Raw genomic sequence first — 26,746 nt, forward strand, 5'->3', positions numbered from 1 at the left:
GCCGGGGCGGATCCCGGCGGATCCCGGGCGGCCGCGGTCCGGGGCGGCCCGGTCAGGAGGCCGGGCAGACGCCGTTGAGGATGTCCTGCTCCAGCGTCCGCAGCTCCGGTCCCGGCTCCAGGCCCAGTTCCTCGACGAGCTGGGCGCGCAGGGTCCGGTAGACGCCGAGCGCCTCCACCGTCCGCCCGGAGCGGTGCAGGGCCTTCATCAGCAGGGCGTGCAGGTGCTCGCGGAACGGGTGCGCGGCGACCAGTTCGAGCAGCTCGCCGACCAGGTCCCCGGGCCGGCCGAGGGCCAGCTCCAGCCGCACCCGCTCCTCGACCGCGCGCAGCCGGTTCTCCTCCAGCCGGCGGGCCCAGGACTCCAGCGCCGGGCAGTCCAGGCCCGCCATGGCCGGTCCGGTCCACCGGGCCAGGGCCTGCCGCAGGACGGCGGCGGCCTCCGGGAGGCGGCCGGAGGCGGCCCGGACCCGGGCGCGGGCGACCTCCTCGTTGAACAGCGTGGCGTCCAGTTCGCCCGGCCCGAGCCGGAGCCGGTAGCCGTTCGGATGGGTCTCGATCACCGGCGGCGCGCCCGCGTCGGCGAACGCGCGGCGCAGCTGGGAGACGCAGATCCGGATCTGCGTCCGGGCGCTGGCCGGTGGCGTCGCGCCCCAGAGGTTGTCCACCAGCCGGTCCAGCGGGACGACCCAGTTGGGCGTCAGGGCGAGTGTCGCCAGCACGAGTTGGCTGCGTCGTCCCCCGAGTGGTACCGGCCCTTCGTCCGTGTCGACCTGGAGTGGTCCCAGAATGTGCACCATCACAACAAGCCCCCGTTCGTCGCTCTCACCTGCGCCGAAATGGCGCCGCGGAAGCGGAGGAGACTCCGCCGTCCGGGCGCCGGATGGCAGCATGGTATAGACCTTTGGGGGTGTCAAGGGCAGATCAAGGACGGTCGATGGCCGGATCGGGCCCCGTTCCGGCCGCCCGCCGCCGCGGCCGGGAACCCTCGGATCTGACGGACCGTCAGGAACTGTCGCTCAGCGCGTAGGTGCGGAAGGTGGCGAGCAGGGGCAGCACATCGGTCTTGTTCGGCTCCTCGGTGACGGCCCGCATGGCGTCGATCACCGCGTGCGCGATCACCTTGACCACGCCGAGGTCGTCGCCCGCCGTCCCGCCCCAGGCGCGCAGGGTCCGGGTGAGCAGGGCGCTCATCCGGGCGCCGATGTTGGAGCTCACCGCGTCGGTGAGCTCGGCGAGCTCCTCGTCGGTCATGCTCGACCGCAGGCCGAAGGCCAGCGCCATCAGCGTGTCGACGGCGTGCTCGCCGTAGCGCGCGACCAGCGCGGCGAGCGGCTGCTCGGTCGGCCCCCCGGCGGCCAGCGCGGCCAGGGCCTCGTCGTCGTCCTTCCAAGCCGCTTCGAGCGCGGCCAGGGCCCGCAGGGCCTCGTCCACCGTCAGGCCATCCGTCATGCGGAGAACCGTATTGAGCGCTCGGCCGCCGAGGGCGCGGTCGGGCCGGGATCTCACCCGATCGAGCGAAATCGCCGCGGTCGCGTGTTCGGGGGCGCGGATGACGGTATCCGCGCCCCCGCGAGTGCGACCCGGGGCCCTGCGTCGCGGACCCGGCGGGGACGTGCCGACACGCCCCGGGTTCAGGTGGACCCGTGCTCGGCCGTGAAAGCGGCGGCGTCCCAGTCGCCGTGCAGCGCGGGCGCGAGCGCGGCGACCGCGAGCGCGGTGAAGTCCGCCGACCGGCCCGCGTGTTCGGGCAGCGCGCCGAGCAGCGGCGCGCCCGCGGCCGCCCGCGGCAGGTCGGTGAGATTGCAGCGGTCGGCGAGCCCGGGGGAGTCCGGCCAGGCGCCGACCACCACGCCCAGCAGCGGCAGGCCGCGCGCGGCCAGGGCCTCGGCCGTCAGCGCGGTGGTGTTGAGCGTGCCCAGGCCGGCCGTGGCCACCAGCAGCACCTCGGCGGGCAGGCCGAGTTCACGCACCGCGCGGGCCTGGTCGGCGAGCGTCCGGCCCCGCTCGTCGTAGCGGACCAGCAGCCCGCCGGCGCCCTCGACGAGCACCAGGTCGTGCCGCTCGGCCAGGTCCGCGACCTCCTTCGCCACGTCCTCGGCCGCCAGGCAGGGCAGGCCCGACCGGCGGGCCGCCGTGTCCGGCGCCAAGGGCTCGGGGTAGCGGGCGAGTTCGCGCAGGGTGAGGGCGTCCGGGCCCGGCGCCGCCGGACCGGCCAGCCGGCGGACCTCCTCGGCGTCACCCGGCTCGCCGGGGGCGACCCCGGTCTGGCCGGGCTTGAGCACCGCGACCCGCAGACCGGCCCGCAGCGCGCTGGCCGTGACGGCCGCCGTGGTGACCGTCTTGCCGACCTCGGTGCCGGTGCCGGTCACGAAGACGACGCGCCCGGCCGTGGCCGCGCCCGGCTCGCCGTCCCGGTTCGTGCTTCCGCTCATGGTCCTGTTCCCGTTCCTGTTCCGCTCGTCGTCCTGTCCGTCACCGACCGGCGGCGCGCTCATCCGGCGGCCGCCGCCGCGGTGACGGCCGCGGCGATCCGCGCCACGTCCTCGTCACCGGTGATGTACGGCGGCATGGTGTAGACGAGGTCCCGGAACGGGCGCAGCCAGACGCCCGCCCGCGCGGCGGCCTCGGTCGCCGCCGCCATGTCCACCGGGTGGTCCAGTTGCACCACGCCGATCGCGCCGAGCACCCGGACGTCCTTGACGCCCGGCAGCGCGGCGGCGTCCGCCAGGCCCGCGCGCAGCCCGGTGCCGATCCGCTCGACCTCGCTCGCCCAGTCCTGTCCGAGCAGCAGCCCGATCGAGGCGTTGGCGACCGCCGCCGCCAGCGGGTTGCCCATGAACGTCGGCCCGTGGGCCAGGACGGGCACCGTGCCGCGGCTGATGCCGTCCGCGATCTCCGCCGTGCACAGGGTGGCCGCCATGGTGAGGTAGCCGCCGGTCAGCGCCTTGCCGAGGCACATCACGTCCGGTGCGACGCCCGCGTGGTCGGCGGCGAACAGCGCGCCGCTGCGGCCGAATCCGGTGGCGATCTCGTCGAAGACGAGCAACACCCCGTGCCGGTCGCACAGTTCGCGCAGCATCCGCAGGTAGGCGGGTGAGTGGAAGCGCATCCCGCCGGCGCCCTGCACCACCGGTTCGACGATCACCGCCGCCAGCTCGTCGGCGTGACGCTCCATCAACTCCTCGAAGGCGCTGACGTACGCGTCGTCGAGCGGGGCGTCGAAGCCGGCCGGCGGCTCGGCGGCGAACAGCTGGTGCGGCAGTACCCCGCCCCACAGCTGGTGCATCCCGCCCTCCGGGTCGCACACCGACATCGGGTGGAAGGTGTCCCCGTGGTAGCCGCCGCGCCAGGTGAGCAGCCGCCGCTTCCCGGGCCGGCCGACGGACTGCCAGTACTGCAGGCACATCTTCATCGCGACCTCGACGGCCACCGAGCCCGAGTCGGCGAGGAACACGTGCCGCAGCGGCTCCGGGGTGATCTCCACCAGGGTGGCCGCCAGCCGGACGGCGGGCTCGTGGGTGAGTCCGCCGAACATGACGTGGCTCATCCGCCCCAGCTGCTCGCGCACCGCCTCGTCCAGCACCGGGTGCCCGTACCCGTGGATCGCCGCCCACCAGGACGACATGCCGTCCACCAACTCGCGCCGTCCGCCCGCGACCGGCTCGGCCAGCCGCAGCCGGACGCCGGCGGCGGACTCCACCACGTACGGGGTGGCGGTGCCGGGCATCGGCCCGTACGGGTGCCAGACGTGCGCCCGGTCGAGCGCGGTCAGGGTGTCGATGGGCAGCTGGGGCATGGGGGAGGGCTTTCCGGGGATGCGGTGCGGTGCGGTGAGGTGCGGGTGACGCGGCCGGTACCGGTACCAGGACCGGCCGCCGGTCCTGGTACCGGGTCGGTCGGGGTGTCAGGCGTTGGGCGCCAGCTCGGTGCCGGCGCCGCGGCGGCGGACCCGCACCAGGTCGGTGCGCACCTCGTCGGCGCTGGTGCCGGCGTTCGTGTCGGCCGCCGCGTCGGCGGCCGCCGCCACCGGCACCGCGTGCCCGTGGCCGCCGCAGGGGCCGCAGCCGCCGCCGGTCCCGCAGCCGCCGACGGCGGCGTCCGCGTCCTCGCCGGGCACGCCGGCCGTCCCGCAGCCGCCGCCCGCTCCGCCCGCGGCGCCGCTGCCGCAACCGCCGGCCGCCGCCGCCGCGATGTCCGCCCGGTGCCGGGGCAGGGTGCGCTCGCCCACACCCTCCACCTCGAAGCCGGCGTCCGCGATCATGTCGAGGTCGGTCTGCCCGGCCTGGCCCTCGCTGGTCAGGTAGTCGCCCAGGAAGATGGAGTTGGCGAGGTGCAGGCCCAGCGGCTGCATGCTGCGCAGGTGCACCTCGCGGCCGCCGGCGATCCGCACCTCGGTGTCCGGGTTCACGAACCGCACCATGGCGAGGATCCGCAGGCAGCGCTGGGGGGAGAGGTTCCACTCCTTCGCCAGCGGCGTGCCCTCGAACGGGATCAGGAAGTTCACCGGCACCGAGTCGGAGCCCAGCTCGCGCAGCGCGAAGACCACGTCCACCAGGTCCTCGTCGCTCTCGCCCATGCCCGCGATCAGGCCGGAGCAGGCCGACAGGCCCGCGCCGTGGGCCTTCTGCACGGTGTCCACCCGGTCCGCGTAGGTGTGGGTGGTGGTGATGTCGCCGTAGGTGCCCTCGGAGGTGTTGAGGTTGTGGTTGTAGGCGTCGACACCGGCCGCCTTCAGCCGCTCGGCCTGGTTGTCGGAGAGCAGGCCGAGGCAGGCGCAGATCTCCACCGCCGGGTCGGCCTCCTTGATGGCCGCGACGGTGTCGGTCACCCGGTCGATGTCACGGTCCGTCGGGCCGCGGCCGCTCGCCACCAGGCAGACCCGCTTGGCGCCGCCCGACACGCCGGCCTTCGCCGCCTCGGCGGCCTGGTTCGGCTTGAGCCAGGTGTACTTCAGGATCTCGGCCTTGGAGCCCAGCCGCTGCGAACAGTAGGAGCAGTCCTCGGGGCACAGTCCGCTCTTCAGGTTCACCAGGTAGTTGAGCTTGACCCGGCGGCCGAACCACCGCCGGCGCACCCGCCCGGCGGCTGCGACCACGTCGAGCAGCTCGTCGTCGGTGGTGGCGAGGACGGCGAGCGCCTCCTCGCGGGTGGGGGTCTCCCCACGCAGGCCCTTGGCGGTGAGGGTATCGAGCAGATCCATGGGCCTGATCCTGCCTGCTGGGCCGCGAAGGACGCCAGAGGAAACCCACCAGAAGATCCCGGGGAGGATGTGCGAGTTGTCACAGTGTCGAAGCTCACGGTAGTGGTGCCGGTCACGTCGCGGGAGAGGGCTCCCGGGGGCCTCCCCGGAGTCCGCCCGAAGCCCCTTCCGGCCGCCCTTCGGGCACCCCGTCCGACACCCCGTCCGGCCTGCGCCCCCACGGCCCTCCCGCGCCTGTCGCCCACGCGCTCCCCACCGCCCCGGCCGCCGCTCCGACCCCGTGATCTCCACCACTCGTGACCTGCATACAATCGGCCGCATGACCACGCAGGGGGAGCGCGCCCCGTCATCGGCAGAAGCACCGGCGGAGCGGCCGGCGCACGACGTGTCCGAACGGCCGGGCGGGGCGTACCGGCCCAGACGCGTGACCGCCCGACGGGCCGTCGGCTGGATCACCGTCGTCGGCGTGGCCGCGGCCGGCGGCTGGATCGTCACCCGCCCCACGCCCGGCGACTACATACCCGGGCTGGGACCCTCCAGCAAGGAGGTGTCCAAGACCCCGCCGATCGTCGGCGACCCGCCGCAGCGCACGCTCGTCGACCCCGAGGCCCTCGACGTCGAGGCGTACTTCCCCGCCCAGCGGATCGTGGAGTCCGGCGCCTACAAGGGCAAGCGCTCCGGTGTGCGGCGCGGTGACAACTGCCCCGAGGTGCTCCAGGACCGCACCCTGGACCTGCTGCGCGACGCCGGCTGCAAGGGCTACCTCGCGGTCAGCTTCACCGCGCAGGACAAGCCGGTGCTGAGCAGCGTCACCCTGCTGCGCTTCGCCGACGCCCCGACCGCGGCCCGCGCCGCCGAGGCGCTCCGCGCCAAGTCCGGCTCGGTCGCCTTCATCCTCCCGGACGCCTCCACCGCGCCCGCGCTGTCGGCCGGCGCGGCCCGGCCCGCGATCGAGCCGAGGGTCGAACTCGTCGGCCACTACGTGACGGTGGCCAGTTCGCGGCCCGCCGAGATGTACCCCGGCGGCGGGGCCGCCGCCCCCGGCACGCCGCCGGCCGCCCCCGCCTCGCCCACCGTCGGCGCGTCCGTCGCCCCGACGAGTCCGCTGCCGGTGCCCTCGGCGAGCACCGCCGGCCTGGACCAGCTGCTCGACGAGGCCACCCGGGCCGTCTCGCACAGCGCCGGCGCGCCGTTCGTCTGGATGTAGCGGCGCGGGACCGAACGGGGGAGGGGCGGGCCGCGGCCCGCCCCTCCCTTCGATCGCCCACCCGGTCAACACCGCTGACGGACCGTCAGCCGCCCAGCCGGTCCACGGCGGTGATCCGCAGCACCGCGCGGCCCTCCTCGTCCGAACCGAAGAGGTCGACCTCGGCGCTGATGCCCCAGTCGTGGTCCCCCTCCGGGTCGTCGAAGATCTGCCGCACCCGCCAGGCCGAGTCCTCCTGCTCGATGAGCAGCATCTTCGGACCGCGCGCGTTCGGACCGGTCCCCAGGTCGTCGTACTCGTCCCAGTACCCGTCCATGGCGTCCGCCCAGCGGTCCGCGTCCCAGCCGTACTCGCCGTCCAGCGCGCCCAGTTCGTCGTAGTGCTCCAGCGCGCACAGCTCGACCCGGCGGAACATCTCGTTGCGCACCAGCACCCGGAACGCCCGCGCGTTCGCCGTCACCGGCGCCGGCTTGTCGTCCAGCACCACCTCGGTGGTCTGCGGACCGGTCGGGTTGGCCAGCTGCTCCCACTCGTCCAGCAGGCTGGAGTCGACCTGGCGGACCAGCTCGCCCAGCCAGGCGATGATGTCCTTCAGGTCGTCGGTCTTCACGTCCTCGGGGACGGTCTGCTCCAGCGCCTTGAACGCGCCGGCCAGGTAGCGCAGCACGATGCCCTCGGTGCGGGCCAGCTCGTAGAAGCCGACGTAGTCCGAGAAGGTCATCGCCCGCTCGTAGAGGTCCCGCACCACCGACTTCGGCTGGAGCCGGTGGTCGCCGATCCACGGGTGCGCCCGCTGGTACACCTCGTAGGCGTGGGTGAGCAGCTCCTCCAGCGGCTTCGGGTAGGTGATCTCCTGGAGCCGCTCCATCCGCTCCTCGTACTCGACGCCGTCGCGCTTCATCTCGCCGATGGCCTCGCCGCGCGCCTTGTTCTGCTGCGCGGCGAGGATCTGCCGCGGGTCGTCGAGCGTCGCCTCGACCACCGACACCACGTCCATCGCGTAGGACGGCGAGGTCGGGTCGAGCAGCTCGAAGGCGGCCAGGGCGAAGGTGGACAGCGGCTGGTTGAGCGCGAAGTTCTCCTGGAGGTCCAGGGTCAGGCGCACGATCCGGCCCTCGGCGTCCGGCTCCGGCAGCCGCTCCACCACGCCGCCCTCCAGCAGCGAGCGGTAGATGGCGATCGCGGTGCGGATGTGCCGGCGCTGCGCGGACCGCTCCTCGTGGTTGTCGGTGAGCAGCTTGCGCATCGCCTCGAAGGCGTTGCCGGGCCGTCCGATCACCGACAGCAGCATGGCGTGGGTGACCTTGAACCGGGAGACCAGCGGCTCCGGGTCGGCGCCGATCAGCTTCTGGAAGGTCTCCTCCGACCAGCCGACGAAGCCCTCCGGCGCCTTCTTGCGGACGATCTTCCGCTTCTTCTTCGGGTCGTCGCCCGCCTTGGCGACGGCCTTGTCGTTCTCGATGACGTGCTCGGGCGCCTGCGCCACCACCTGGCCCACCGTGTCGAACCCGGCCCGCCCGGCCCGCCCGGCGATCTGGTGGAACTCCCGGGCGCGCAGGATCCGCACCCGCTGCCCGTCGTACTTCGACAGCGCGGTGAACAGCACCGTGCGGATCGGTACGTTGACGCCCACGCCGAGCGTGTCCGTCCCGCAGATCACCTTCAGCAGACCCGCCTGGGCGAGGCGCTCGACCAGCCGCCGGTACTTCGGCAGCATGCCCGCGTGGTGCACGCCGATCCCGTGCCGGACGAAACGCGACAGGTTGCGCCCGAACTTGGTGGTGAAGCGGAAATTCCCGATCAGATCGGCGATGGCGTCCTTCTCCGCCTTCGAGCACATGTTGATGCTCATCAGCGACTGCGCCCGGTCCACCGCCTCCTTCTGGGTGAAGTGCACGACGTACACCGGCGCCTGCCCGGTCTGCAGCAGCTCCTCCAGCGTGTCGTGCATGGTGGTGCGGCGGTACTCGTAGAACAGCGGCACCGGACGCGTCGAGTTGCGCACCACCGTCGTCGGCCGGCCGGTGCGCCGGGTGAGGTCCTCCTCGAACCGCCGCACATCGCCCAGCGTCGCCGACATCAGCAGGAACTGCGCCTGCGGCAGCTCCAGCAACGGGATCTGCCAGGCCCAGCCGCGGTCCGGCTCCGCGTAGAAGTGGAACTCGTCCATGACCACCTGGCCGACATCGGCCCGGGTCCCGTCGCGCAGCGCGATCTGCGCCAGCACCTCCGCCGTGCAGCAGATGATCGGCGCCGTCGGGTTCACCGAGGCGTCACCCGTCATCATGCCGACCTGCTCGGTCCCGAACATCTTCACCAGGTCGAAGAACTTCTCCGACACCAGCGCCTTGATCGGCGCCGTGTAGAACGTCCGCTTCCCCTCCGCCAGCGCCGCGAAGTGCGCGCCCGCCGCCACCAGACTCTTCCCCGAGCCCGTCGGCGTCGCCAGGATCACGTTGTTCCCCGACACCAGCTCGATCAGCGCCTCCTCCTGCGCCGGGTACAGCGAGATCCCGCGCTCCTCCGCCCAGGCGGCGAACGTCTCGTACAGCGCGTCGGGCGTGGCGGGCTTCGGCATCAGATCAAGGAGGGTCACCGCCCCATCTTGCCTGCTCGCCGCCACCCCCGGCAAAGCCCGGGGATGCCACCGGGCCCCGGCGCCCGCTCACGGCGCGGGCGTGGCGGGTGGCTCGGACGCCAGCGCCGTGCCGCGGCAGCCCTCCCGGTCGATCGCGGCCGCGGCGATGTGCCAGGCCAACCGGACGTGTGCCTCGCGGACCGCGACGGCCCCCGAGGTCCCGTTGGCCGGAGCCCCGCTCACGACGACCTGCCGGTACGACGGGCCGTCCGTGCTGTCCGCGGTGCTCTCGGAACAGCGGAGGACCAGGTCGACGTTGCTGTCGGAGGTGATCACCCCGCCGGCGCCGGCGCCGAACGCCAGCAGGCGGGGATGCCCATCGCGCCCGGGGTCCAGGGTGTCGTTCTGCACGCTGGTGTAGACGTGCTCGCTCACCCGCAGCACGGAGACGTTCAGCAGGGCGCGGCCCTTGGGGCCGTTCCAGCGGACGGCACAGCTGCCCGACGGCTTTCCGGAGAGATCGCCTCTCTCCACGACGTGCGCCGTGCCGTCGTCCCCGGCGAGCGGCTTCAGGTCCTCCTTGGTGACCATGGACCAGCAGGCCGATTCCGGCAGCTCGACGGACTGCCAGGGCTTCCACAGCCAGGCGCTCGCGCCGGCGGCCACGAGCAGCGGAAGCCCGATGACCGCCAGGCGCCGGCGCCTCCGGGCGCGCCGTTCGCCGACCTCCCGCAAGGCGCGTGCGAAGTCGCCGGGCGGGTTTGTCGGAGTCGTGGGCACGGTCACTTCGTCTCCTTCTTTTCCTTCGGAAAGGCCGTCTCGTACGAGTCCTTGCCGCTTCCGTAGCCGGCGTTCTCCTCCTGGGCGGCCCTGCGGGCCACGTCGTTGATGTAGTTCGGGTCGGCGCCCGTGCCGCGGCCGGCATCGCTGACCGCGTCGACGATCGCCTGCTGCGCGTTGGCCTCGGCGTTCTTCACGACGGTGCCGGCCTTGTCGATCGCCTCGTTCTGAGTGTCGACCTTGTAGCTGTCGGCGAAGCTGTCCATGACGTGGTTGACCAGGACGTCCACGCCCTCGCAGACGAGGGGCGCCCGCTCCTTGAACGCCTCGGCGGCGAACGACCAGACCTGACCGGCGAGTTCCCGCTTGGTGTCGATGGCGGCGTTGTACTCGGCGTCGGTGCTGGTCTGCTTCTCGTAGACCTCCTCGACCATGGCGCTGGTGATGATCCCGTTGACCTGTCCGGCCGGTTTGGCGACGTTCTCGACCGCGACGGCCAGGTCCTTGTGGAGCTCCGGATGGGCCAGCACGTCCTGGATCTGGGCCGTGGTGTACGCCTGCTGCCCGGCGGCGATCGCGGCATAGGCGTCCGGGTCGTGGCCGTGCTGCTGGAGCAGCGACCGCAGGTGCGCGAGTTCGGCGTCGGTGGCAGCGCCGCCGGCGCGTACGATTCGCGCGGCGTCGGCGGCGTCCGCCTCGGCGATGCCGCCGACCGCGAGCGGATTGAATGCGCCGGTGTCGTTCCCGGTGTCCAGGGCCAGCGCGTTCGCGGCCGCGCTGTCGGCCTCGGTGGCGCGATCGAGGGCGGCGCCGATCTCCTTGGCGACGAGGGCGGCGTTGGTCCGGTTGACGGCGGCGTAGTCCGGATCGTTGCGGTCCGCCCGGTCGGCGGGCGGCGGCCAGTGCACGCTGCCGTCGTCGGCGACGGTGAGGCCCTTGTCGGCGGCGTGCAGCAGTGCCGTCTCCAGGTCGCGCTTGGCCCCGGCGAGCTCGGTGTGCGCGTCGCGCAGGGCGCGGCCGATCGCGGAGCCCTCTTCGAAGGCGTTGTGGATGTGGTCGCGGGCCGTGGTGAGGGCGGCCGAGGCGGTTCCGGCGGTGTCGCCGTGCCAGCCGGAGTGCTGGACGGCGCCGATGACGTCGTTCTGCATCCGGCTGGTGAGGTCCCACCCGCGGAGTATCTTCTCGAAGCCGCCGGCGGCGGCGTCGAGGCCACCGAGGTCCACGTACCGGAGCTGGCTGAAGGTCACCATGCTGTTGTTGCCCTCCGTCGCGTTCGCTGCTGCCCGGCTACTGCTGCGGCCGTGCGAACTGCGCCTGTACAGCGGCCTCGGCCTGGGCGTAGTTCTTGGCGGTGGTGTCCAGGTCGGCGGAGAGTCGGCCGATCTCCAGCTGCAGGTTGTTCGCCTGGTCGGACCAGATGCTCCAGGTGGTCTGCAACCGCCCGCCGAGCGTCCGGCCGGTGAGCGCGGTCGCCGCCGCGGCCATCTGCTCGGCCGGTCCGGCCAGCTCGGACTCGACCGCTGCCTGGAGCGCGTGCGCGTTCTGCGCGGCCTTGCTCAGCAGTGGCGGATCGGCCTTGAGCGTCTGTCCGCCGGTCAGCGACACAGGCGCGGTGTTCGCGCCCGCGAGGTCGGGGAACTGCTTCCGCGCGTCCTCGGTGAGATTTCCCGATTTGTCGAAGAGCCACGGTTCATCCGCCGCTCGAATTCGAGGTCTGCCACTTTCCGTCCCCCCGGTTATTGCTTCGGACCCGGTCGGAGATTAGCGGGGACGAACATATGACGGAAAGCCGGGAGAAAAATATGAATGAAGAGCGTATTTTGAATGAATCCAAGCCTCTTGGTTGGTGAATTCAAGGCGGCCGTGTGCCCCGGCGCACGTTGCCCGCCCCGCGTCCGCCGTGCCAGAGTGCCGGGCATGGTCAACCGCACCGCGCCCGAACCGCGCACCCTCGCTCCCGGCGCCGTCTTCGACTGGCTCGACGAGACCGCGGAGCAGCGGGCCGCGGCCGGGCTCACCCGCACGCTGCGCAGCCGGCCCGCCGACGATCCGGTGCTCGACCTGGCGGGGAACGACTACCTCGGCCTGACCCGCCACCCGGCCGTCACCGGTGCCGCCGCCGAGGCGGCGCTGCGCTGGGGCGCCGGTGCCACCGGCTCCCGGCTGGTGACCGGCACCACCGCGCTGCACACCGAGCTGGAGCAGGAGCTCGCCGACTTCTGCGGGGCGGAGGCGGCGCTCGTCTTCTCCTCCGGCTACACCGCCAACCTGGCGGCGCTCACCGCGCTCACCGACCCGGACACCCTCATCGTGTCCGACGCCTACAACCACGCCTCGCTGATCGACGGCTGCCGGCTCGCCCGCGCCGACGTCCACCGCGCCCCGCACAGCGACCCTGAGGCCGTCGCCGGGATCCTCGGCGGGCGGGAGCGGCCGCGGGCGCTGGTGGTCACCGACTCCGTCTTCTCGGTCGACGGCAACGCCGCCCCGCTCGCCGAACTCGCCTCCGCCGCACGCCGGTTCGGGGCCGCGCTGCTGGTCGACGACGCGCACGGCCTGGGCGTCCTCGGCCCCGGCGGCAGCGGTGCCCCGGCCGCCGCCGGCCTCGCCGGATCACCCGACCTGGTCACCACCGTCACCCTGTCGAAGTCGCTCGGCTCCCAGGGCGGCGCCGTGCTCGGCCCCCGCCGGGTGATCCGCCACCTCACCGAGACCGCCCGCACCTTCATCTTCGACACCGGCCTCGCCCCCGCCGCCGCCGGGGCCGCCCTCGGCGCGCTGCGGCTGCTGCGCGCCGAGCCCCACCGCGCCGAGCGTGCCCGGGAGGTGGCCCGCACCCTGGCCGCCCGGCTCACCGCCGCCGGCCTGCACGCCTCCACCCCCGACGCGGCCGTGGTGTCCGTCCGCGCCCCGGGCCCGGAGGCCGCCCTCGGCTGGGCCGCCGACTGCCGCCGGGCCGGTCTCGCCGTCGGCTGCTTCCGCCCCCCGTCCGTGCCGGACGGCGTCTCGCGGCTGCGGCTGACCGCGCGCGGCGACCTGACGGACGCGCAGATCGCGCAGGCCGTCCGCACCATCGCCGCCACCGCCCCGGAGGGCTCCCGCGCGACCGGGTGAAGCCGTCGTCCCTCGGACAAGTGGGCTTGCGCAAAAGGCTGCTGACGGTCCGTCCGACTGTCATCATGGGCCGGTCGGACCATCGGTGACCGGGGGCGGGGGCCATGAGCGAGCAGATCGTCACGGCTCTGCTGTCCGGTCTGGTCGCCCTGGTGGTGGCCGCCGTCGGCGCCGCACTGACCCTCGCCCAGCAGCGGCGGGAACGGGCCCGCTGGCTGACCGACCTCAAGTCCGGCTGGGCGCTGGAGCTCCACAAGGCCCGGCTGGAGTCCTACCCGGAGGTGTTCCGGATCCTGGGCGGGCTGTCCCACGCGGCCGGCGCCCCGCTCACCCCCGAGGTGGTGGGGCAGGTGGCTGCGGCGCTCAACGGCTGGTTCTACGGGCCGGGCGGCATGTGCGCGACCGCCACCGCCCGGGGCGCCGTCCTCGGCCTGCGGCACTGCTGCCGGCGCTGGGAGCGGGACGGCGGCCCGCGACCGAAGGACCTCTACCGGTGGCGCGATCTGGCCATCGCGGCCCTCCGCAGGGACCTCGACCTCTCGGGACTGGAGTCGTACGACTTCCAGCAGGGATCCACGAACCTGGCGGACCTCCGGCGGGAGCTGGAGGAGGACGAACAGGCCCGGCGGACCCGCCGCGGGCGGACGACGAGGGGCCGGTTCCGGCTGCGCCCGCCCGCCGGAGCGGACCGCCGCGGCCCCGGGCCGTCCGACCGCTGACGGACCTGGGCCGTGCCGCCGCGGCCGTGTGCCGCTGCGGCCCCGTCCCGCTACAGCCCCGCGAGTTCGCGCAGGAACACCGTGCTGTCGTCCCGGCGGCCGGCCGCCACGCGCGGGGCGGCGATCAGGGCGGCCCCCACCCGGCACCAGGCGAGGAGCCGGTCGGCATCCGCGACCGCGACCGGGGCGGCCGGTTCGGCGACCCGAGCGGCCGGTTCGGCGACCCGGGCGGCCAGTTCGGCGACCCGGGCGGACAGCGCCGCCGGATCCGCCACACCGTCGAGAGCCCAGTCGACCAGGTCGAAGTCCGGGTCGCCCAGGCAGGCGCGCGGGTCGATCGCCACCACCCCGGCCGGACCGAGCAGCACATTGGACGGATGCAGGTCGCCGTGGACCAGCCCGACCGGGCCGCCGTCGGTCAGCTCGCGGGCCAGCGCCCGCGCGCCCGCCGTCGACACCCCGGGGGCCCGCCGCTCGGTGAGGTCGAACAGGAAGTCCAGTCGCTCCGCCAGGGACGGCAGCGCCGTACCGGGCGGAGCGGGCACCGAACGCATCGAGGCCAGCATCCCGGCCACCTCCGCCGGCCGCCAACCGCGCTCGCGCAGCGTCGTCCCCGGCCGGACGTCGGCCAGCAGCAGCGCCCCCGCTCCGAGGTCCTCCGCCAGCAGCCCCACCACCGACGGCACCTCCCGCCACGCGGTCAGCGCCACCGCCTCCTGCCGGGCCACCTCGGCGTCCGGCGTCAGCTTGAGCCACACCGCCGCGCCGTCGGCGAGCCGCTCGCACCGGAACACCCGCGACGTGCCGCCGCCGCCCGCCGCCCGGACCGCCAGCCCCCAACGACCGGCCAGCCCGTCCACCAGCCCCGGCAACCGCGCGCACCACTCCCGGGCACCCGGCCCGAAGCGGGTCACCAGCCGGGCCCGCACATCCTCGGGCACAGCGGCGAGGGCGGCCGTCACGACCGCCCCGCCACCAGCAGGGTCTCCGCGCCCACCGGCCGGTAGCCGGCGGCCTGGAACGCCCGCACACTGGTCGCGTTGCCCGGCGCCTGCTGGGACCAGACCAGGTCGCCCGCCGGGACGAGGTGCCGGGCCGCCAGTGCCAGGGACCGCCCCAGGCCCCGGCCGCGGGCCGCCGGACCCACCTCGACCGAACACTCCCAGCGCCCGGCGACGCCGCGTCCCAGCACCAGGACCCCGTTCCCGTCCTCGGTCTCGAAGACCCGCACGTCCTCCCGGTAGTGCAGCGCGCGCACCACCCGGGGGTGATCCAGGTCCGCGACCGGGGCGAGCGGCACCGGCGGCCCGCCGGGCAGCCGGTCGGCCACCGTGAGGAGGTCGATGTTGCCGTTCTCGCGGCCGGTGCGGCCGGCGAACGCGGTCAGGAACGGTGGGCACAGCGGCGCGGCCAGCGCGTCGCCCGGCGCGGCCGCGAGCGTCGCCCGCACCCAGTCCGGGTCCTCGTCCGTGAACACCACCGCGTGCGCGGAGAACGACAGCACCCCCGCCTCGCGCGGCGACGGCTGCGGCACCACCGTCACCGACCCGTCCGACGGCGGGAACACCCCGCGCCCCGCGTCCGCCAGAATCTCCCGCAGCCCCCGTGCCGCCATCGTTCCCCGCCCCCTGGTGATCATCGGTGATCGTCGTAGCCGATCTTCGTGGGCGGCCAGCCTACGTGATCACGTCCGGCCGTAGCGGGCCGTCGCCGCGGGGGACCGGGCCCTCGCGGCCCCCGCCCCCGATGCCCCGTCCGGGCCCCGGCTCCCCGTCCGGGCCTCCCTCTGCACAGGTCTCTGCTCAGGTCTTCTTCCGGGCCCGGCTCGGCTGCACCCGCGTCGGCTCGCCCGCCGCCTTCGGATGGTCCGGCGGATACGGCAGCTCGCCGTGCCCGCCGTCCGCGACCTGCCGCTCGTACAGCTCCAGCAGCGCCTCCAGCCGGAACGCCTCCTCCCGCATCCCCGCGTGCGGATCACCCACCTCCGCGAACCGCGCCGGCACCGTCCGCAGGTCGAAGTCCTCCGGCAGCGCGTCGTCCAGCTCCTCCCACAGCAGCGGGGTCGACGCCGTCGCCTGGGGCCGGGCCCGCAGCGAATAGGCGGAGGCGATCGTCCGGTCCCGCGCCATCTGGTTGTAGTCGACGAAGATCCGCTCCCCGCGCTCCTCCTTCCACCACGCCGTGGTCACCCGCCCCGGCAGCCGCCGCTCCAGCTCCCGGCCCAGCGCGATCACCGCGTGCCGCCCGTCGGTGAACGTCCACTCCGGCACCAGCGGCACGTACACGTGCACCCCGCGCCCGCCCGAGGTCTTCGGCCACCCCCGCAGCCCGTACTCCTCCAGCACGGCCCGCAACTCGTGCGCGACCCGCACCGAGTCCCGGAAGTCCGTGCCCGGCTGCGGGTCCAGGTCGATCCGCAGCTCGTCCACGTGCTCGGTGTCCGAGCGGCGCACCGGCCACGGGTGGAAGGTCAGACAGCCGAGATTCGCCGCCCACAGCACCGCCGCCGGCTCGGTCGGACAGATCTCGTCCGCCGAGCGCCCGCTCGGGAAGGCGATCCGCGCCGTCGGCAACCAGTCGGGCAGGCCCTTCGGCGCCCGCTTCTGGTAGAAGAACTCGCCCTCCACCCCGTCCGGGAACCGCTGCAGCGTGGTCGGCCGGTCCCGCAGCCCGCGCAGCACCCCGTCCACGACCGCCAGGTAGTACTCGGCCACGTCCAGCTTGGTGAAGCCGCGCTCCGGAAAGTACACCTTGTCGGGATTCGACAGCCGGACGGTGCGCCCGGCGACATCCAGTTCCACGGCAGAGCCCATGCCACTCACGCTAAGCGCGCGCCGCCCGCCGCGCCTGTCCTGACCTGGGCGCCCGTCCCGGGCCCGGGCGTTCCCGGCACCCGAGCGCCGTCGAGCGGTGGTCCCGGATCGGCGCGAGGATCGGAAGCATGGACCTGCCCGTGATGCCGCCCGTCGCCCCGATGCTCGCCAAGTCCGTCGCGAAGATCCCGCCCGGCATGCAGTACGAGGCCAAGTGGGACGGCTTCCGTGCCATCGTCTTCCGCGACGGCGACGAGGTCGAGATCGGCAGCCGCACCGGCAAACCCCTCACCCGCTACTTCCCCGAACTCGTCACCGCTCTGCGCCGCGAAACACCCCCGCGCTGCGTCCTCGACGGCGAGGTGGTCATCGCCCGCGACGGCCGGCTGCGCTTCGAGGAACTCCTCGAACGCATCCACCCCGCCGCCAGCCGGGTCGAACTGCTCGCCGAACGCACCCCCGCCTCCTTCGTCGCTTTCGACCTGCTCGCCCTCGGCGACGAGTCCCTGCTCGACCGGCCGCTCGCCGCCCGCCGCACCGCCCTCGAAACGGCCCTCGCCGACGCCGCCGACCCCGTCTTCACCGCCCCCGCCGCCACCGACCGCGACCTCGCCGAAACCTGGTTCGCCCAGTACGAGGGCGCCGGCCTCGACGGGATCGTCGCCAAACCGCTGGACCAGCCCTACCGGCCCGGCGAACGCGCCATGTACAAGATCAAGCACGAGCGCACCGCCGACTGCGTCGTCGCCGGCTACCGCGAGCACAAGAGCGGACCCGTCGTCGGCTCCCTGCTGCTCGGGATCCACGACACCGACGGCCACCTCCAGCACGTCGGTGTCTGCGCCGCCTTCACCATGGCCCGCCGCCGCGAACTCGCCGAGGAACTCGCGCCGTTGCGCACCACCGACCTCACCGGCCACCCCTGGGGGGCCTGGGCCGACGAGGCCGCCCACGCCGACGCCCGACTGCCCGGGGCCCAGAGCCGCTGGACCGGGAAGAAGGACCTCTCCTGGGTGCCGCTGCGCCCCGAACGCGTCGTCGAGGTCGCCTACGACCACATGGAGGGCACCCGGTTCCGGCACACCGCGCAGTTCCGCCGCTGGCGCCCGGACCGCGCGCCGGAGAGCTGCACGTACGAGCAGTTGGAGGAGCCGGTCTCCTACGACCTGGCACGGGTGCTCGGGGGCTGACGGCCCCGGAGCACCCGCGCCGACCTGCTGTCGTGCTTGTCCCGCTGTCCTGCCGTGGTGGTCCCGCCGTCCTGCTGCCCTGCTGAGCCGCCCGCCCGGTCACGCGGCCGACGGTACCGGCGGTGTCACCGAGGTCGACACCGACGCGTCGGCCGTCGCGGTCGCCGTCCCCGAGGGCTCGTCCCCGCCGGCCGGGGCCGCCGGCAGGTCGTAGACGTTCCCGGGCGACACGACCTGCGTGATCGCCTTCGCGAACAGCGTCGACGGCGCCGAGCCCTTGTACGTGATGTCGGTGTTCAGCAGCACCACCAACGACGCCTGCGCGGACGGCAGATACACCACCACCGTCTGGTACCCCGGCAGCGAACCGTTGTGCCCGATCCACCCGTGGTTGTAGAACAACCCCAGCCCGTACCAGGTGTCCGGCGCCGGCGAGGGCTGCGGCTGGAGCCGCTGCGCCTGCGTCTGCGGGCTCAACAGGGTGCCGGTGGCCAGCACCTTGGCCCACTTCTTCATGTCCGCCTGGTCCGAGATCATCGCCCCCGCCGCCCAACCCCAGGACGGGTTCCAGTCGGTGGCGTCCGCGATCGTCCCGTCCGCCGTCTGGTTCGTGTAACCGCGGGCGTGCGGCTGCGGGAAGGCGTTGGTGGTCGGGAACACCGTCCGGCCCAGGTCCGCCGGGTCGAACACCTCCTTCTTCAGGAAGTCGCCGAGCGGACGCCCGCTCAGCTTCTCGATCACCTGGCCCAGCAGCACCGTGTTGGTGTTGGAGTACTCGAAGTCGGTGCCCGGCGCGAAGCTCACCGGATGCTTGTAGGAGTAGGCGAGCAACTGGTCCGGTGTGAAGGCACGTTGCGGGTCCGACTGGAGCGCCGTCACGAAGTCCTCGTCCTGCGTGTACGGGAACAGGCCGCTGCGCATGTCCGCGAGCTGGCGCAGCGTGATCGTGCCGCCGTTCGGAACTCCGCCCAGGTACTTACCGATCGGGTCGTCCAGACCGGCCTTGCCCTGGTCGACGAGGCGCAGCAGTCCGGTGACGGTGAAAGTCTTGGTCTCGCTGCCGATCCGCATGTTGAGCCCGGTCACCATCGGGGTGCCCGCGACCTTGTCGGAGACGCCGAATGCCTTCAGGTAGTCGCCCTGCGGCGTCGACACGCCGACGATCACCCCGGGCACGGAGGCTTCGGTCAGCACCCGCTGCACCGCCGCGTCCAACCGGGCCGTCACGTCCGGCGTCAGCGGCAGCACCGACGGGCTCGCGGTGCTGGGGGTGGCGCCCGTGCTGGGCGAGGGGCTGAGCAGGGTCGCGCTCGCGCTCGGGCCCGAGGCCGAGGGGCTGAGCGCCGCCGGAACGGCCGTCACCGCCCCGGCCGCCGTCGAGCCCGTGGACCCACCGCCCGAACACCCGGCGGAGGCCAGCAACCCGGCCAGCGCCAGCGCCAGCGCGAGCGCCGTCGGGCCGGGCCGGGCCGCGCCCGGGCGGCGTGGGGCCGCGGCCCGGGTCGTAGTCACACGGTTCGGATTCGGATTCGGGTCCCGCACGCGGTCGTGGTTCGTCATCGTCGAGGCGCCTCTCTGGGCCGGACGGGCCCGGAGCACCGCTCCACGGGCCCGCAAGGGGGAGCGATCGCCACCGTATGCGCCGGTCACGGCCGCCGCGCGCCCTGCGGCGGCCCGCTGGCCCGAACGGACCCACCCGTCAGCCACCCGGCCCGGCCCCGCTCGCGCCACCACCGGAGTGGCCCGCACCATACCCGCCCCCTACCGGCGTCCGCGTAAGGTGCGCACCGCCGGAACGACGGAGGGGAACACCGAGGTGCTGCTGCACTGCGAAGCCGTGGGCAAACGCTACGGACGAGGCCCCTGGATCCTGCGCGACGTCGACCTGCGCCTCGCACCCGCCGACATCCTGGCCGTCGTCGGCGCCAACGGCTCCGGCAAGTCCACCCTGCTGCGGATCCTGGCCGGCCTCGCCCGCCCCACCACCGGCCGCCGCACCGGAACGGCCACCGCCCGAGGGGCCGCCGTCGGCTACGTCCCCGACCGCTTCACCGCCCACGAACGCCTCACCGCCCTCGCCTGCCTCACCCACCTCGGCCGGATCCGCGGCCTGCCCACCGCCACCGCCCGGATCCGCGGCCTGCCCACCGCCACCGCCCGGACCCGCGCCGGCCGGCTGCTCGAACGGCTCGCCCTGCCCGACGGCCCGGACACGGCGCTGCGCACCCTCTCCAAGGGCAACGCCCAGAAGGTCGCGCTCGCGCAGGCCCTGCTCGTGCCGCCCGACCTGCTCGTCCTCGACGAACCGTGGTCCGGCCTCGACGCCTCCGCCCACACCGTGCTCGCCGCGATCCTCGCCGAAGTGGCCGCCGACGGCGGGGCAGTGGTGTTCACCGACCACCGCGAGGCCCTCGCCCGGACGCACGCCACCGCCGTGCACATCGTCGCCGGCGGACGGGTCGCCCAGCGGCCCGCCGTCGCCCCGGGCGGGCCGGTTCCGCCCGCCGTGGTCGTCCTCACCCGCCCGGGCGGGCCCGACGGGCCCGACCCTGCCGGGGTGCTCGACCTCCCCGGGGTTCGTGTCGCCGAGCGCCGCGGGGCCGAACTCCACCTGCGGGTCGACCACGCCCGGACCGACGCCGTGCTGCTCGCCGCACTCCGCGACCACTGGTCCGTACGGGCCGTCACCCGGCCCGCGCCCGCGCCCGGAGCGGCCGGCGCACCCGAACCGGCTCCCGCATCCGGACCGGCTCCCGCACCCGTCCCGAGGACCACCGCACCCAGCCCGAGGACCACCGCCCGATGACCGCCCTCGTCCGCTACCAGCTCACCACCCTGCTGCTCTCCCAGCGCTACCTCGCCCCGCTGCTCCTGTTCACCGCCCTCGTCACCGTGCTCACCAGCGACGACACCGGCCCGCTCACCGCCACCCACGCGGCCTCCGCCCTGGCCGTGCTGCTCGCCGCCACCTGGCTCACCATGGCGCTCGCCGGGCTCGACGACCCGCCCCACCGCGCGGTGCTGACGGCCGCCACCGGCGGACCCCGGCGCCTCGCCACCGGGACCGTCCTCGCCGCACTGGCGGCCTGCCTGCCCCTCACCGTCCTCGGCCTGGTCCTGCCGCTCCTCGTCGGCAGCCACAGCCCCACCGCCGCCGATCTGCTCCTGGGCGCCGAGGCCCAGCTCACCTGCGCCTGCACCGGCTCCGCCGTCGGCCTGCTCGCCGCCCGGCCGGTGGTCCGGCGGCAGGGGCACGGGCTGGTGCTCGCCCTCGCGCTGCTGCTCGTGCTGACCCTCGGCAAGGGCCTGCCGCCGGTGAACGTCCTGCTCACCCGGCTCTCCGGCCACCACCGGTCGGCGGACCTGATCGGCTCCACCGGCCTGCTGCTCGCGCTCGCGGCCGCCCTGCTCGGGGCGGCGGCGGTACTGGCGCACACCGTCGCGGTCCGCCGCGACTGACCGGCCCGGGCGCGCCGTCCGGCCGCCCGGGCCGGTCACGGGGCTGCGGCCGCCGGGCCCGCACCACGCCTTGATCCGGTCCGGGTCCGGTTCACGTTCGGTCCGGGCAGCCCGGACCGGTCCCTTCCGCGCCCGGCCTGCGGTGCCCGCCGGACGGGCGCCTCGCACGCCCCGAACGCGCCCCGCGCGCTACGCCGTCGGGGTGCCGACCGGCACGCCGCGACGGCCCCCGGGCGCAGCTCGGGCAGGATCGTTCAGCCCAGCTGTCGCGGCCCTTAAGAATTCCTCGATGGACCGCACCCCCTCCGACCAGGCAGATTTCTGCCTGCCCGGACTACGGACGCCAGGACCTGCACCAGGACCGGGCCCCGTCACACCCTCCGGCCCTCCCGGGGGTCGCCACCGCCGGGCCCCGTCGGCCTGCCCACACCGGGCCGGCCTCCACCAGGCCGCCCCACCGTGCGTCAGGAGCCACCGCCGTGAAGGCACTCGTCAAGCAGAAGGCCGAGCCCGGACTCTGGCTGATGGACGTCCCCACCCCGGCGATCGGCCCCGGCGAGGTGCTGATCAAGGTGCTGCGCACCGGCATCTGCGGCACCGACCTGCACATCCGCAAGTGGGACGGCTGGGCGCAGCAGGCCATCAGGACGCCGCTGGTGCTGGGCCACGAGTTCGTCGGCGAGGTCGCCGAGATCGGTCCCGGCGTCGCGGACATCGCCGTCGGCGACCTGGTCAGCGGCGAGGGCCACCTGGTCTGCGGCAAGTGCCGCAACTGCCTGGCCGGGCGTCGCCACCTCTGCCGCAACACCGTCGGCCTCGGCGTCAACCGCGACGGCGCCTTCGCCGAGTACGTGGCCCTGCCCGCCTCCAACGTCTGGGTGCACCGGGTCCCCGTCGACCTGGACGTCGCCGCGATCTTCGACCCGTTCGGCAACGCCGTGCACACCGCGCTGTCCTTCCCGATGGTCGGCGAGGACGTGCTGGTCACCGGAGCCGGACCGATCGGCATCATGGCCGCCGCCGTCGCCAAGCACGCCGGCGCCCGGAACGTCATGATCACCGACGTCTCCCCGTACCGCCTCGACCTCGCCCGCAAGGTCGGTGTCACGCTGGCGCTCAACGTCGCCGAGCACACCATCGAGGAGGGCCAGCAGAAGCTCGGCCTGCGCGAGGGATTCGACGTCGGCCTGGAGATGTCCGGCCGGCCCGAGGCGATGCAGTCGATGATCGCCAACATGACCCACGGCGGGAAGATCGCCATGCTGGGCCTGCCCGCCGAGCAGTTCCCGATCGACTGGGCCTCCGTCGTCACCTCGATGCTCACCATCAAGGGCATCTACGGCCGCGAGATGTTCGAGACCTGGTACGCGATGTCCGTCCTGCTGGAGGGCGGCCTCGACCTCAGCCCCGTGATCACCGGTCGGTACGCCGCGACCGACTTCGAGGCCGCCTTCGACGAGGCGGCCGGCGGCCGCTGCGGCAAGGTCATCCTCGACTGGACCGCCTGAGCACCCTCGCCGATCCGACGATCCGATTAGGAGCAGCTGTGTTCGACAACGTGCGCGACGAGGTCGCCGCCACCCTCGACGAGATCCGTGAGGCCGGCCTCTTCAAGCCGGAGCGCGTCATCGGCAGCCCGCAGAGCGCCGCCGTCACCGTCACCGCGGGCGGTACCCCGGGCGAGGTCCTCAACTTCTGCGCCAACAACTACCTCGGTCTCGCCGACCACCCCGAGGTGCTCGACGCCGCCAAGGACGCGCTCGACCGCTGGGGCTACGGCATGGCGTCCGTCCGCTTCATCTGCGGCACCCAGGACGTGCACAAGCAGCTGGAGGACCGCCTCTCCGCGTTCCTCGGCCAGGAGGACACGATCCTCTACTCCTCCTGCTTCGACGCCAACGGCGGCGTCTTCGAGACCCTGCTCGACGAGCGCGACGCCGTCATCTCCGACGCCCTCAACCACGCGAGCATCATCGACGGCATCCGGCTGTGCAAGGCCCGCCGCCACCGCTACGCCAACCGCGACCTCGCCGACCTGGAGCAGCAGCTCAAGGAGAGCCAGGACGCCCGCCGCCGCCTGATCGTCACCGACGGCGTCTTCTCGATGGACGGCTACGTCGCGCCGCTGCGCGAGATCTGCGACCTCGCCGACCGCTACAACGCCATGGTCATGGTCGACGACTCGCACGCCGTCGGCTTCGTCGGCGCCGGCGGGCGCGGCACGCCGGAGCTGCACGGCGTCATGGACCGGGTCGACATCATCACCGGCACCCTCGGCAAGGCGCTCGGCGGTGCCTCCGGCGGTTACGTCGCCGCGCGCCGGGAGATCGTCGCGCTGCTGCGCCAGCGGTCGCGCCCGTACCTGTTCTCGAACTCGCTCGCGCCGGTCATCGCGGCCGCCTCGCTGAAGGTCCTGGACCTGGTCGAGAGCTCGAACGAGCTGCGGGAGCGGCTGGCGGACAACACCGCGCTGTTCCGTTCGAAGATGACCGAGGCGGGCTTCGAGATCCTGCCCGGTGACCACCCGATCGCGCCGGTGATGATCGGCGACGCGGCGAAGGCCGGCCGGCTCGCCGAGCTGCTGCTGGAGCGCGGTGTGTACGTGATCGGGTTCTCGTACCCGGTCGTGCCGCACGGCCAGGCCCGGATCCGGGTCCAGCTCTCCGCCGCCCACACCACCGAGGACGTCGAGCGCGCCGTCGCCGCCTTCGTGGACGCGCGCGCCGCGATGGGGGAGTAGTCCCCGCACCACCCCGGAACGGGCCCCGCCGGGCCGGTTCCCCCTGATCGCCCGTGGCACGTCCGCTCGGAACCGGACGTGCCACGGGCTCCCGAACCGCTGTGGGGGGGGGGGGGGGGGGGGCCCCCCCCCCCCCCCCCCCCCCCCCCCCCCCACCCCCCCCCCCCCCCCCCCCGGGGGGGGGGGGGGGGGCCCCCCCCCCCCCCCCCCCCCACAGCACCCAGACCACCTGCCCCACCCTCCCGCCACGGGAGTGGGAAGTCGGCCCGACCGACTTCCCACTCCCGTTCGCGGTTCCCGGGGCCGACCCGGCCACTGCCGCACTCACACCCACTCCCGCACTCACACCCACTTCTGTACCTGTACCTGCATTTTGCAAAGTGCCACTTTGCAAAATGCAGTAGCCGCACAAGGGGGCTGTGCGCCGGGGAACCGAGGGATCGCACCATGATCGACTTTGCAAAGTGCCGACTTTGCAAAATGGAGTATGGGGCTCCGGGGCAAGGGGCTCAGTGATTGCCGGCGTGTTCTGCGCGGCGGTGCCGGGAGTGGGAAGTCGGCGCCGCCGACTTCCCACTCCGCCGCTCGCCGACCGACGAGTTGGTCACCCCCGCCCCGGCAGCCCCACCGACGCTGGCAGAATTGGCCTGTGATCGACGCGAGACGGCTGCGGACCCTGCGAGCGGTGGCGGACCACCGGACGGTGACCGCCGCGGCGGCCGCGCTCTACCTCACCCCCTCCGCGGTCTCGCAACAACTGGCCGCGCTGGAACAGGAGACCGGCCACCACCTGCTCGCCCGCGAGGGCCGGGGTGTGCGCCTGACGGCGGCCGGGGAGATCCTGCTCGGTCACGCCGACGCCGTCCTCGCCCAGCTCGAACGGGCGGAGGCCGATCTCGCCGCCTACAGCGCCGGTGTCTCGGGCGAGGTCACCGTGGCCTCCTTCGCCACCGGCATCTCGCTCGTCCTCGCGCCCGCCATCGGTACCCTCGCCACCCGCGCCCCGGGCGTGCGGCTCAAGGTGCTCGACGCCGAGGGCGACGCCAGCCTGCCGATGCTGCTGGACGGTCGCGCCGACCTGGCCGTGGCCGTCGAGTACCGCGGTGCCCCACGCGCTGACGACGCCCGGCTCACCCGTGTCCCGCTCTACGCGGAGCCCTTCGAGGCCGTGCTTCCGCTCGCCCACCCGTTGGCCGCGGCCGAGGGTCCGGTCGCGATGGCCGACCTCGGGGACGATCCGTGGATCGGCCCCTACCCCGGCAATCCGTGCCACGACGTGGTGCTGCTGGCCTGCGAACATGCCGGTTTCCAGCCGCGCCTGGTGCATTCCTCCGACGACTTCCGCGCGGTCGTCGCCCTCGCCTCGGCCGGTGCCGGTGTGGCCCTGGTCCCGCGCTCGGCCCTCCTCGGGGTCGACCTGGCCCGGGTCGCCGTCCGGCCCGTCGACAGCGCCCTCGCCACCCGTAGGGTCTTCGCCGCCGTCCGCGCCGGCGCCGACGGTCACCCGCTGATCCGCCCCGTCCTCGACGCCCTCGCCGAAGCCGCCCCGGTCACCCCCTGACCCGTCCCCTCGGCCGCCCTCGGCCACGTCGGACGTCGCGTGCGCGCGAGCGAGCGAGGACTACGAGCCCGTGCGAGCGTGCGGGTGGTGCGAGGAAGGTCGGCACCGCTGGCGGACAGCCCGACGCATTTTGCAAAGCCACTAGCTGCTTTGCAAAATGCACTTTGCAGAGTGCTTGTGGTCCTGGCGTGCATTTGCAAAGTGCACGCCAGGACCACAGGCACGGACCTGGGCGACTCGTGACCCGTGCCGGTTACTTGAGGTGCCGAGGTGCCGAGGGCGCAGGGGTACCCGGGGGCGGTGCCTGCGCAGTGGCGGGTGGGCGGCCAGGGGCGGGCGACGGACGGTCGGTGATCGGCGAAAGGGTGGGTGGTGGCAAATGGGGTTCCTCGGGGAGACCTGGCGGTTGGCGCGGGAGGGGGAGGTGCTGGGGGAGATCGTGATCGACGAGGCGGACTTCCCCTGGCTGCACGGGCGCTTCGTGCCGACGTCGGAGTTCGAGGCGGTGCGGTCGTGGTTCGAGGAGTCGTCCGCGCTGCTCGACGCGGAGGAGTACGAGTGGTTCGACGCGAGCTACGAGCGGATCGCGAGCACGCTGTCGCTGGTGGCGCCGGAGGGTCCGGTCGCGGAGTTCCTGCTGCACGTCGACGGCGGACGCGCCCGGTTCCGGTGGAGCGACGAACCGTTCGACGGGGACTGACCACCGCTCCCCGAGGGGGCGGTGGCATGATCCGGGCACGTTCGACCTCTTGCCGGTGTTCGACGGGGGCGTCAGCATGAGGGCACCGCAGTGGTGTGCCGCCGGAGGGGGGATCCCGTCGATGGGTGGTGGAGATCCGGTGTGTCCGGCGTGCGGAGCGCCACGCGAGCCGGGGGTGCCGTCACCACCGGCGGCGGCGCTGCCGCTGACCCGGGCGCTGACGCCCCGGGAGCGGACCGTGCTGCAGCTGCTGGGCCTCGGGTACGACAATCGCTCGATAGCCTACGAACTCAATATCAGTGAGCGCACCGTCAAACGGTTCGTCACCGCCATTCTGGCGAAACTGGGACTCCGGTCAAGACTGCAGGCCGGACTGCTCGCACTGATTCTCGCATCGTCCCCCGCCGAGGGCGGTTTCTGGCCCAAAGGTCTCATGGACGGAGTCCCGGGCGGCGGTGATGATGATCTGGCATCCGAGAAGGAGGGGACCATGACATTCGACGCCCTCGCCGCCCTACGGCAGGCGGGCAACCCGGTCGACCTGCTGACACTGGAGCAACGGGACGTGCTGTCCCGGCTCACCGAGGGCGAGGTCGCCGTCCTCAATTCCGTGAAACAGCGGCTTGACGCTGTTTCGGACGCCGAGGTGGAAGGGCATTCCTTCGTCATCAAGTTGGCGTGAG

The 26,746-nt window shown here is 73.7% G+C and carries 24 protein-coding genes; 11 read left to right on the forward strand and 13 right to left on the reverse strand.

Annotated features, from left to right (window positions below):
- Positions 1-52: 52 nt before the first annotated feature.
- The 5 genes from ACIQ9P_RS26200 to bioB all read right to left on the reverse strand — a co-directional run bounded on the left by ACIQ9P_RS26200 (position 53) and on the right by bioB (position 5,202).
- Positions 53-721: a BTAD domain-containing putative transcriptional regulator gene (locus ACIQ9P_RS26200; RefSeq protein ID WP_402360810.1), complete on the reverse strand. Its 669-nt coding sequence runs from the start codon at positions 719-721 to the stop codon at positions 53-55.
- Between the two features lie 283 nt (positions 722-1,004).
- The gene (locus ACIQ9P_RS26205; protein ID WP_402360813.1) at positions 1,005-1,451 is read right to left on the reverse strand and encodes a hypothetical protein; all 447 of its coding nucleotides are present in this window, start codon (positions 1,449-1,451) and stop codon (positions 1,005-1,007) included.
- A gap of 182 nt (positions 1,452-1,633) precedes the next feature.
- The gene (bioD, locus tag ACIQ9P_RS26210; RefSeq protein WP_402360816.1) at positions 1,634-2,434 is read right to left on the reverse strand and encodes a dethiobiotin synthase; all 801 of its coding nucleotides are present in this window, start codon (positions 2,432-2,434) and stop codon (positions 1,634-1,636) included.
- 59 nt (positions 2,435-2,493) lie between these two features.
- The gene (locus tag ACIQ9P_RS26215; protein ID WP_402360819.1) at positions 2,494-3,798 is read right to left on the reverse strand and encodes an adenosylmethionine--8-amino-7-oxononanoate transaminase; all 1,305 of its coding nucleotides are present in this window, start codon (positions 3,796-3,798) and stop codon (positions 2,494-2,496) included.
- Between the two features lie 108 nt (positions 3,799-3,906).
- Positions 3,907-5,202, reverse strand: coding sequence for a biotin synthase BioB (gene bioB / locus ACIQ9P_RS26220; protein ID WP_402360822.1), 1,296 nt, complete (start codon positions 5,200-5,202; stop codon positions 3,907-3,909).
- A gap of 319 nt (positions 5,203-5,521) precedes the next feature.
- Here bioB and ACIQ9P_RS26225 point away from each other — a divergent pair, with 319 nt between their 5' ends.
- Positions 5,522-6,409: a hypothetical protein gene (locus ACIQ9P_RS26225; protein ID WP_402360825.1), complete on the forward strand. Its 888-nt coding sequence runs from the start codon at positions 5,522-5,524 to the stop codon at positions 6,407-6,409.
- 85 nt (positions 6,410-6,494) lie between these two features.
- Here the strand turns inward: ACIQ9P_RS26225 and ACIQ9P_RS26230 are convergent, their stop codons facing one another.
- The 4 genes from ACIQ9P_RS26230 to ACIQ9P_RS26245 form a co-directional block, all read right to left on the reverse strand.
- Positions 6,495-8,987 (reverse strand): DEAD/DEAH box helicase, encoded by a 2,493-nt coding sequence (locus tag ACIQ9P_RS26230; protein ID WP_402360944.1) that lies wholly within the window; start codon positions 8,985-8,987, stop codon positions 6,495-6,497.
- Positions 8,988-9,074: 87 nt separating this feature from the next.
- The gene (locus ACIQ9P_RS26235) at positions 9,075-9,773 is read right to left on the reverse strand and encodes a hypothetical protein (RefSeq protein ID WP_402360828.1); all 699 of its coding nucleotides are present in this window, start codon (positions 9,771-9,773) and stop codon (positions 9,075-9,077) included.
- On the reverse strand, positions 9,770-11,017 hold the full coding sequence (locus tag ACIQ9P_RS26240) for a hypothetical protein (protein WP_402360831.1): 1,248 nt from the start codon (positions 11,015-11,017) through the stop codon (positions 9,770-9,772). Before ACIQ9P_RS26240 ends, ACIQ9P_RS26235 begins: the two co-directional genes overlap by 4 nt.
- A 37-nt stretch (positions 11,018-11,054) precedes the next feature.
- Complete coding sequence (locus tag ACIQ9P_RS26245; RefSeq protein ID WP_402360834.1) at positions 11,055-11,372, reverse strand: hypothetical protein; 318 nt, start codon at positions 11,370-11,372, stop codon at positions 11,055-11,057.
- Positions 11,373-11,684: 312 nt separating this feature from the next.
- Here ACIQ9P_RS26245 and ACIQ9P_RS26250 point away from each other — a divergent pair, with 312 nt between their 5' ends.
- Positions 11,685-12,881 (forward strand): 8-amino-7-oxononanoate synthase, encoded by a 1,197-nt coding sequence (locus ACIQ9P_RS26250; RefSeq protein WP_402360836.1) that lies wholly within the window; start codon positions 11,685-11,687, stop codon positions 12,879-12,881.
- A gap of 104 nt (positions 12,882-12,985) precedes the next feature.
- Positions 12,986-13,600 carry a hypothetical protein gene (locus ACIQ9P_RS26255; protein ID WP_402360839.1) on the forward strand — a complete coding sequence of 205 codons (615 nt, stop codon included), beginning with the start codon at positions 12,986-12,988 and terminating at the stop codon, positions 13,598-13,600.
- A 50-nt stretch (positions 13,601-13,650) separates the two neighbouring features.
- On the opposite strand, the gene ACIQ9P_RS26260 is transcribed toward ACIQ9P_RS26255, so the two are convergent.
- From ACIQ9P_RS26260 to ligD, 3 genes are all read right to left on the reverse strand, one after another.
- Entirely contained in the window at positions 13,651-14,562 is a 912-nt protein-coding gene (locus tag ACIQ9P_RS26260; RefSeq protein ID WP_402360842.1) for an aminoglycoside phosphotransferase family protein, read from the reverse strand.
- Entirely contained in the window at positions 14,559-15,239 is a 681-nt protein-coding gene (locus ACIQ9P_RS26265; protein ID WP_402360845.1) for a GNAT family N-acetyltransferase, read from the reverse strand. The genes ACIQ9P_RS26260 and ACIQ9P_RS26265 overlap by 4 nt, the downstream gene beginning before the upstream one ends.
- 163 nt (positions 15,240-15,402) lie before the next feature.
- Entirely contained in the window at positions 15,403-16,401 is a 999-nt protein-coding gene (gene ligD, locus ACIQ9P_RS26270) for a non-homologous end-joining DNA ligase (RefSeq protein WP_402360947.1), read from the reverse strand.
- A 140-nt stretch (positions 16,402-16,541) separates the two neighbouring features.
- Here ligD and ACIQ9P_RS26275 point away from each other — a divergent pair, with 140 nt between their 5' ends.
- Complete coding sequence (locus tag ACIQ9P_RS26275; RefSeq protein WP_402360848.1) at positions 16,542-17,603, forward strand: ATP-dependent DNA ligase; 1,062 nt, start codon at positions 16,542-16,544, stop codon at positions 17,601-17,603.
- Between the two features lie 99 nt (positions 17,604-17,702).
- Here ACIQ9P_RS26275 and ACIQ9P_RS26280 read toward each other — a convergent pair whose 3' ends face one another.
- A complete protein-coding gene (locus ACIQ9P_RS26280; RefSeq protein WP_402360851.1) occupies positions 17,703-19,115 on the reverse strand; it encodes a serine hydrolase domain-containing protein in 1,413 nt (470 codons plus the stop codon).
- Between the two features lie 310 nt (positions 19,116-19,425).
- Here ACIQ9P_RS26280 and ACIQ9P_RS26285 point away from each other — a divergent pair, with 310 nt between their 5' ends.
- The 7 genes from ACIQ9P_RS26285 (at position 19,426) to ACIQ9P_RS26315 (ending at position 26,745) form a co-directional block, all read left to right on the forward strand.
- A complete protein-coding gene (locus tag ACIQ9P_RS26285) occupies positions 19,426-20,409 on the forward strand; it encodes an ATP-binding cassette domain-containing protein (RefSeq protein ID WP_402360950.1) in 984 nt (327 codons plus the stop codon).
- Positions 20,406-21,062: a hypothetical protein gene (locus ACIQ9P_RS26290; protein ID WP_402360853.1), complete on the forward strand. Its 657-nt coding sequence runs from the start codon at positions 20,406-20,408 to the stop codon at positions 21,060-21,062. The genes ACIQ9P_RS26285 and ACIQ9P_RS26290 overlap by 4 nt, the downstream gene beginning before the upstream one ends.
- Before the next feature lie 479 nt (positions 21,063-21,541).
- Positions 21,542-22,570 carry an L-threonine 3-dehydrogenase gene (gene tdh, locus ACIQ9P_RS26295; protein WP_402360855.1) on the forward strand — a complete coding sequence of 343 codons (1,029 nt, stop codon included), beginning with the start codon at positions 21,542-21,544 and terminating at the stop codon, positions 22,568-22,570.
- Between the two features lie 38 nt (positions 22,571-22,608).
- Positions 22,609-23,802, forward strand: coding sequence for a glycine C-acetyltransferase (locus tag ACIQ9P_RS26300; protein ID WP_402360858.1), 1,194 nt, complete (start codon positions 22,609-22,611; stop codon positions 23,800-23,802).
- Between the two features lie 649 nt (positions 23,803-24,451).
- Positions 24,452-25,363: a LysR family transcriptional regulator gene (locus ACIQ9P_RS26305; RefSeq protein ID WP_402360861.1), complete on the forward strand. Its 912-nt coding sequence runs from the start codon at positions 24,452-24,454 to the stop codon at positions 25,361-25,363.
- A 379-nt stretch (positions 25,364-25,742) separates the two neighbouring features.
- Complete coding sequence (locus tag ACIQ9P_RS26310; RefSeq protein WP_402360864.1) at positions 25,743-26,063, forward strand: hypothetical protein; 321 nt, start codon at positions 25,743-25,745, stop codon at positions 26,061-26,063.
- A gap of 121 nt (positions 26,064-26,184) precedes the next feature.
- On the forward strand, positions 26,185-26,745 hold the full coding sequence (locus tag ACIQ9P_RS26315; protein ID WP_402360867.1) for a helix-turn-helix transcriptional regulator: 561 nt from the start codon (positions 26,185-26,187) through the stop codon (positions 26,743-26,745).
- Position 26,746 lies beyond the last annotated feature (1 nt).

It is taken from the genome of Kitasatospora sp. NPDC094019 (assembly GCF_044764505.1).
Lineage (GTDB): Bacteria > Actinomycetota > Actinomycetes > Streptomycetales > Streptomycetaceae > Kitasatospora.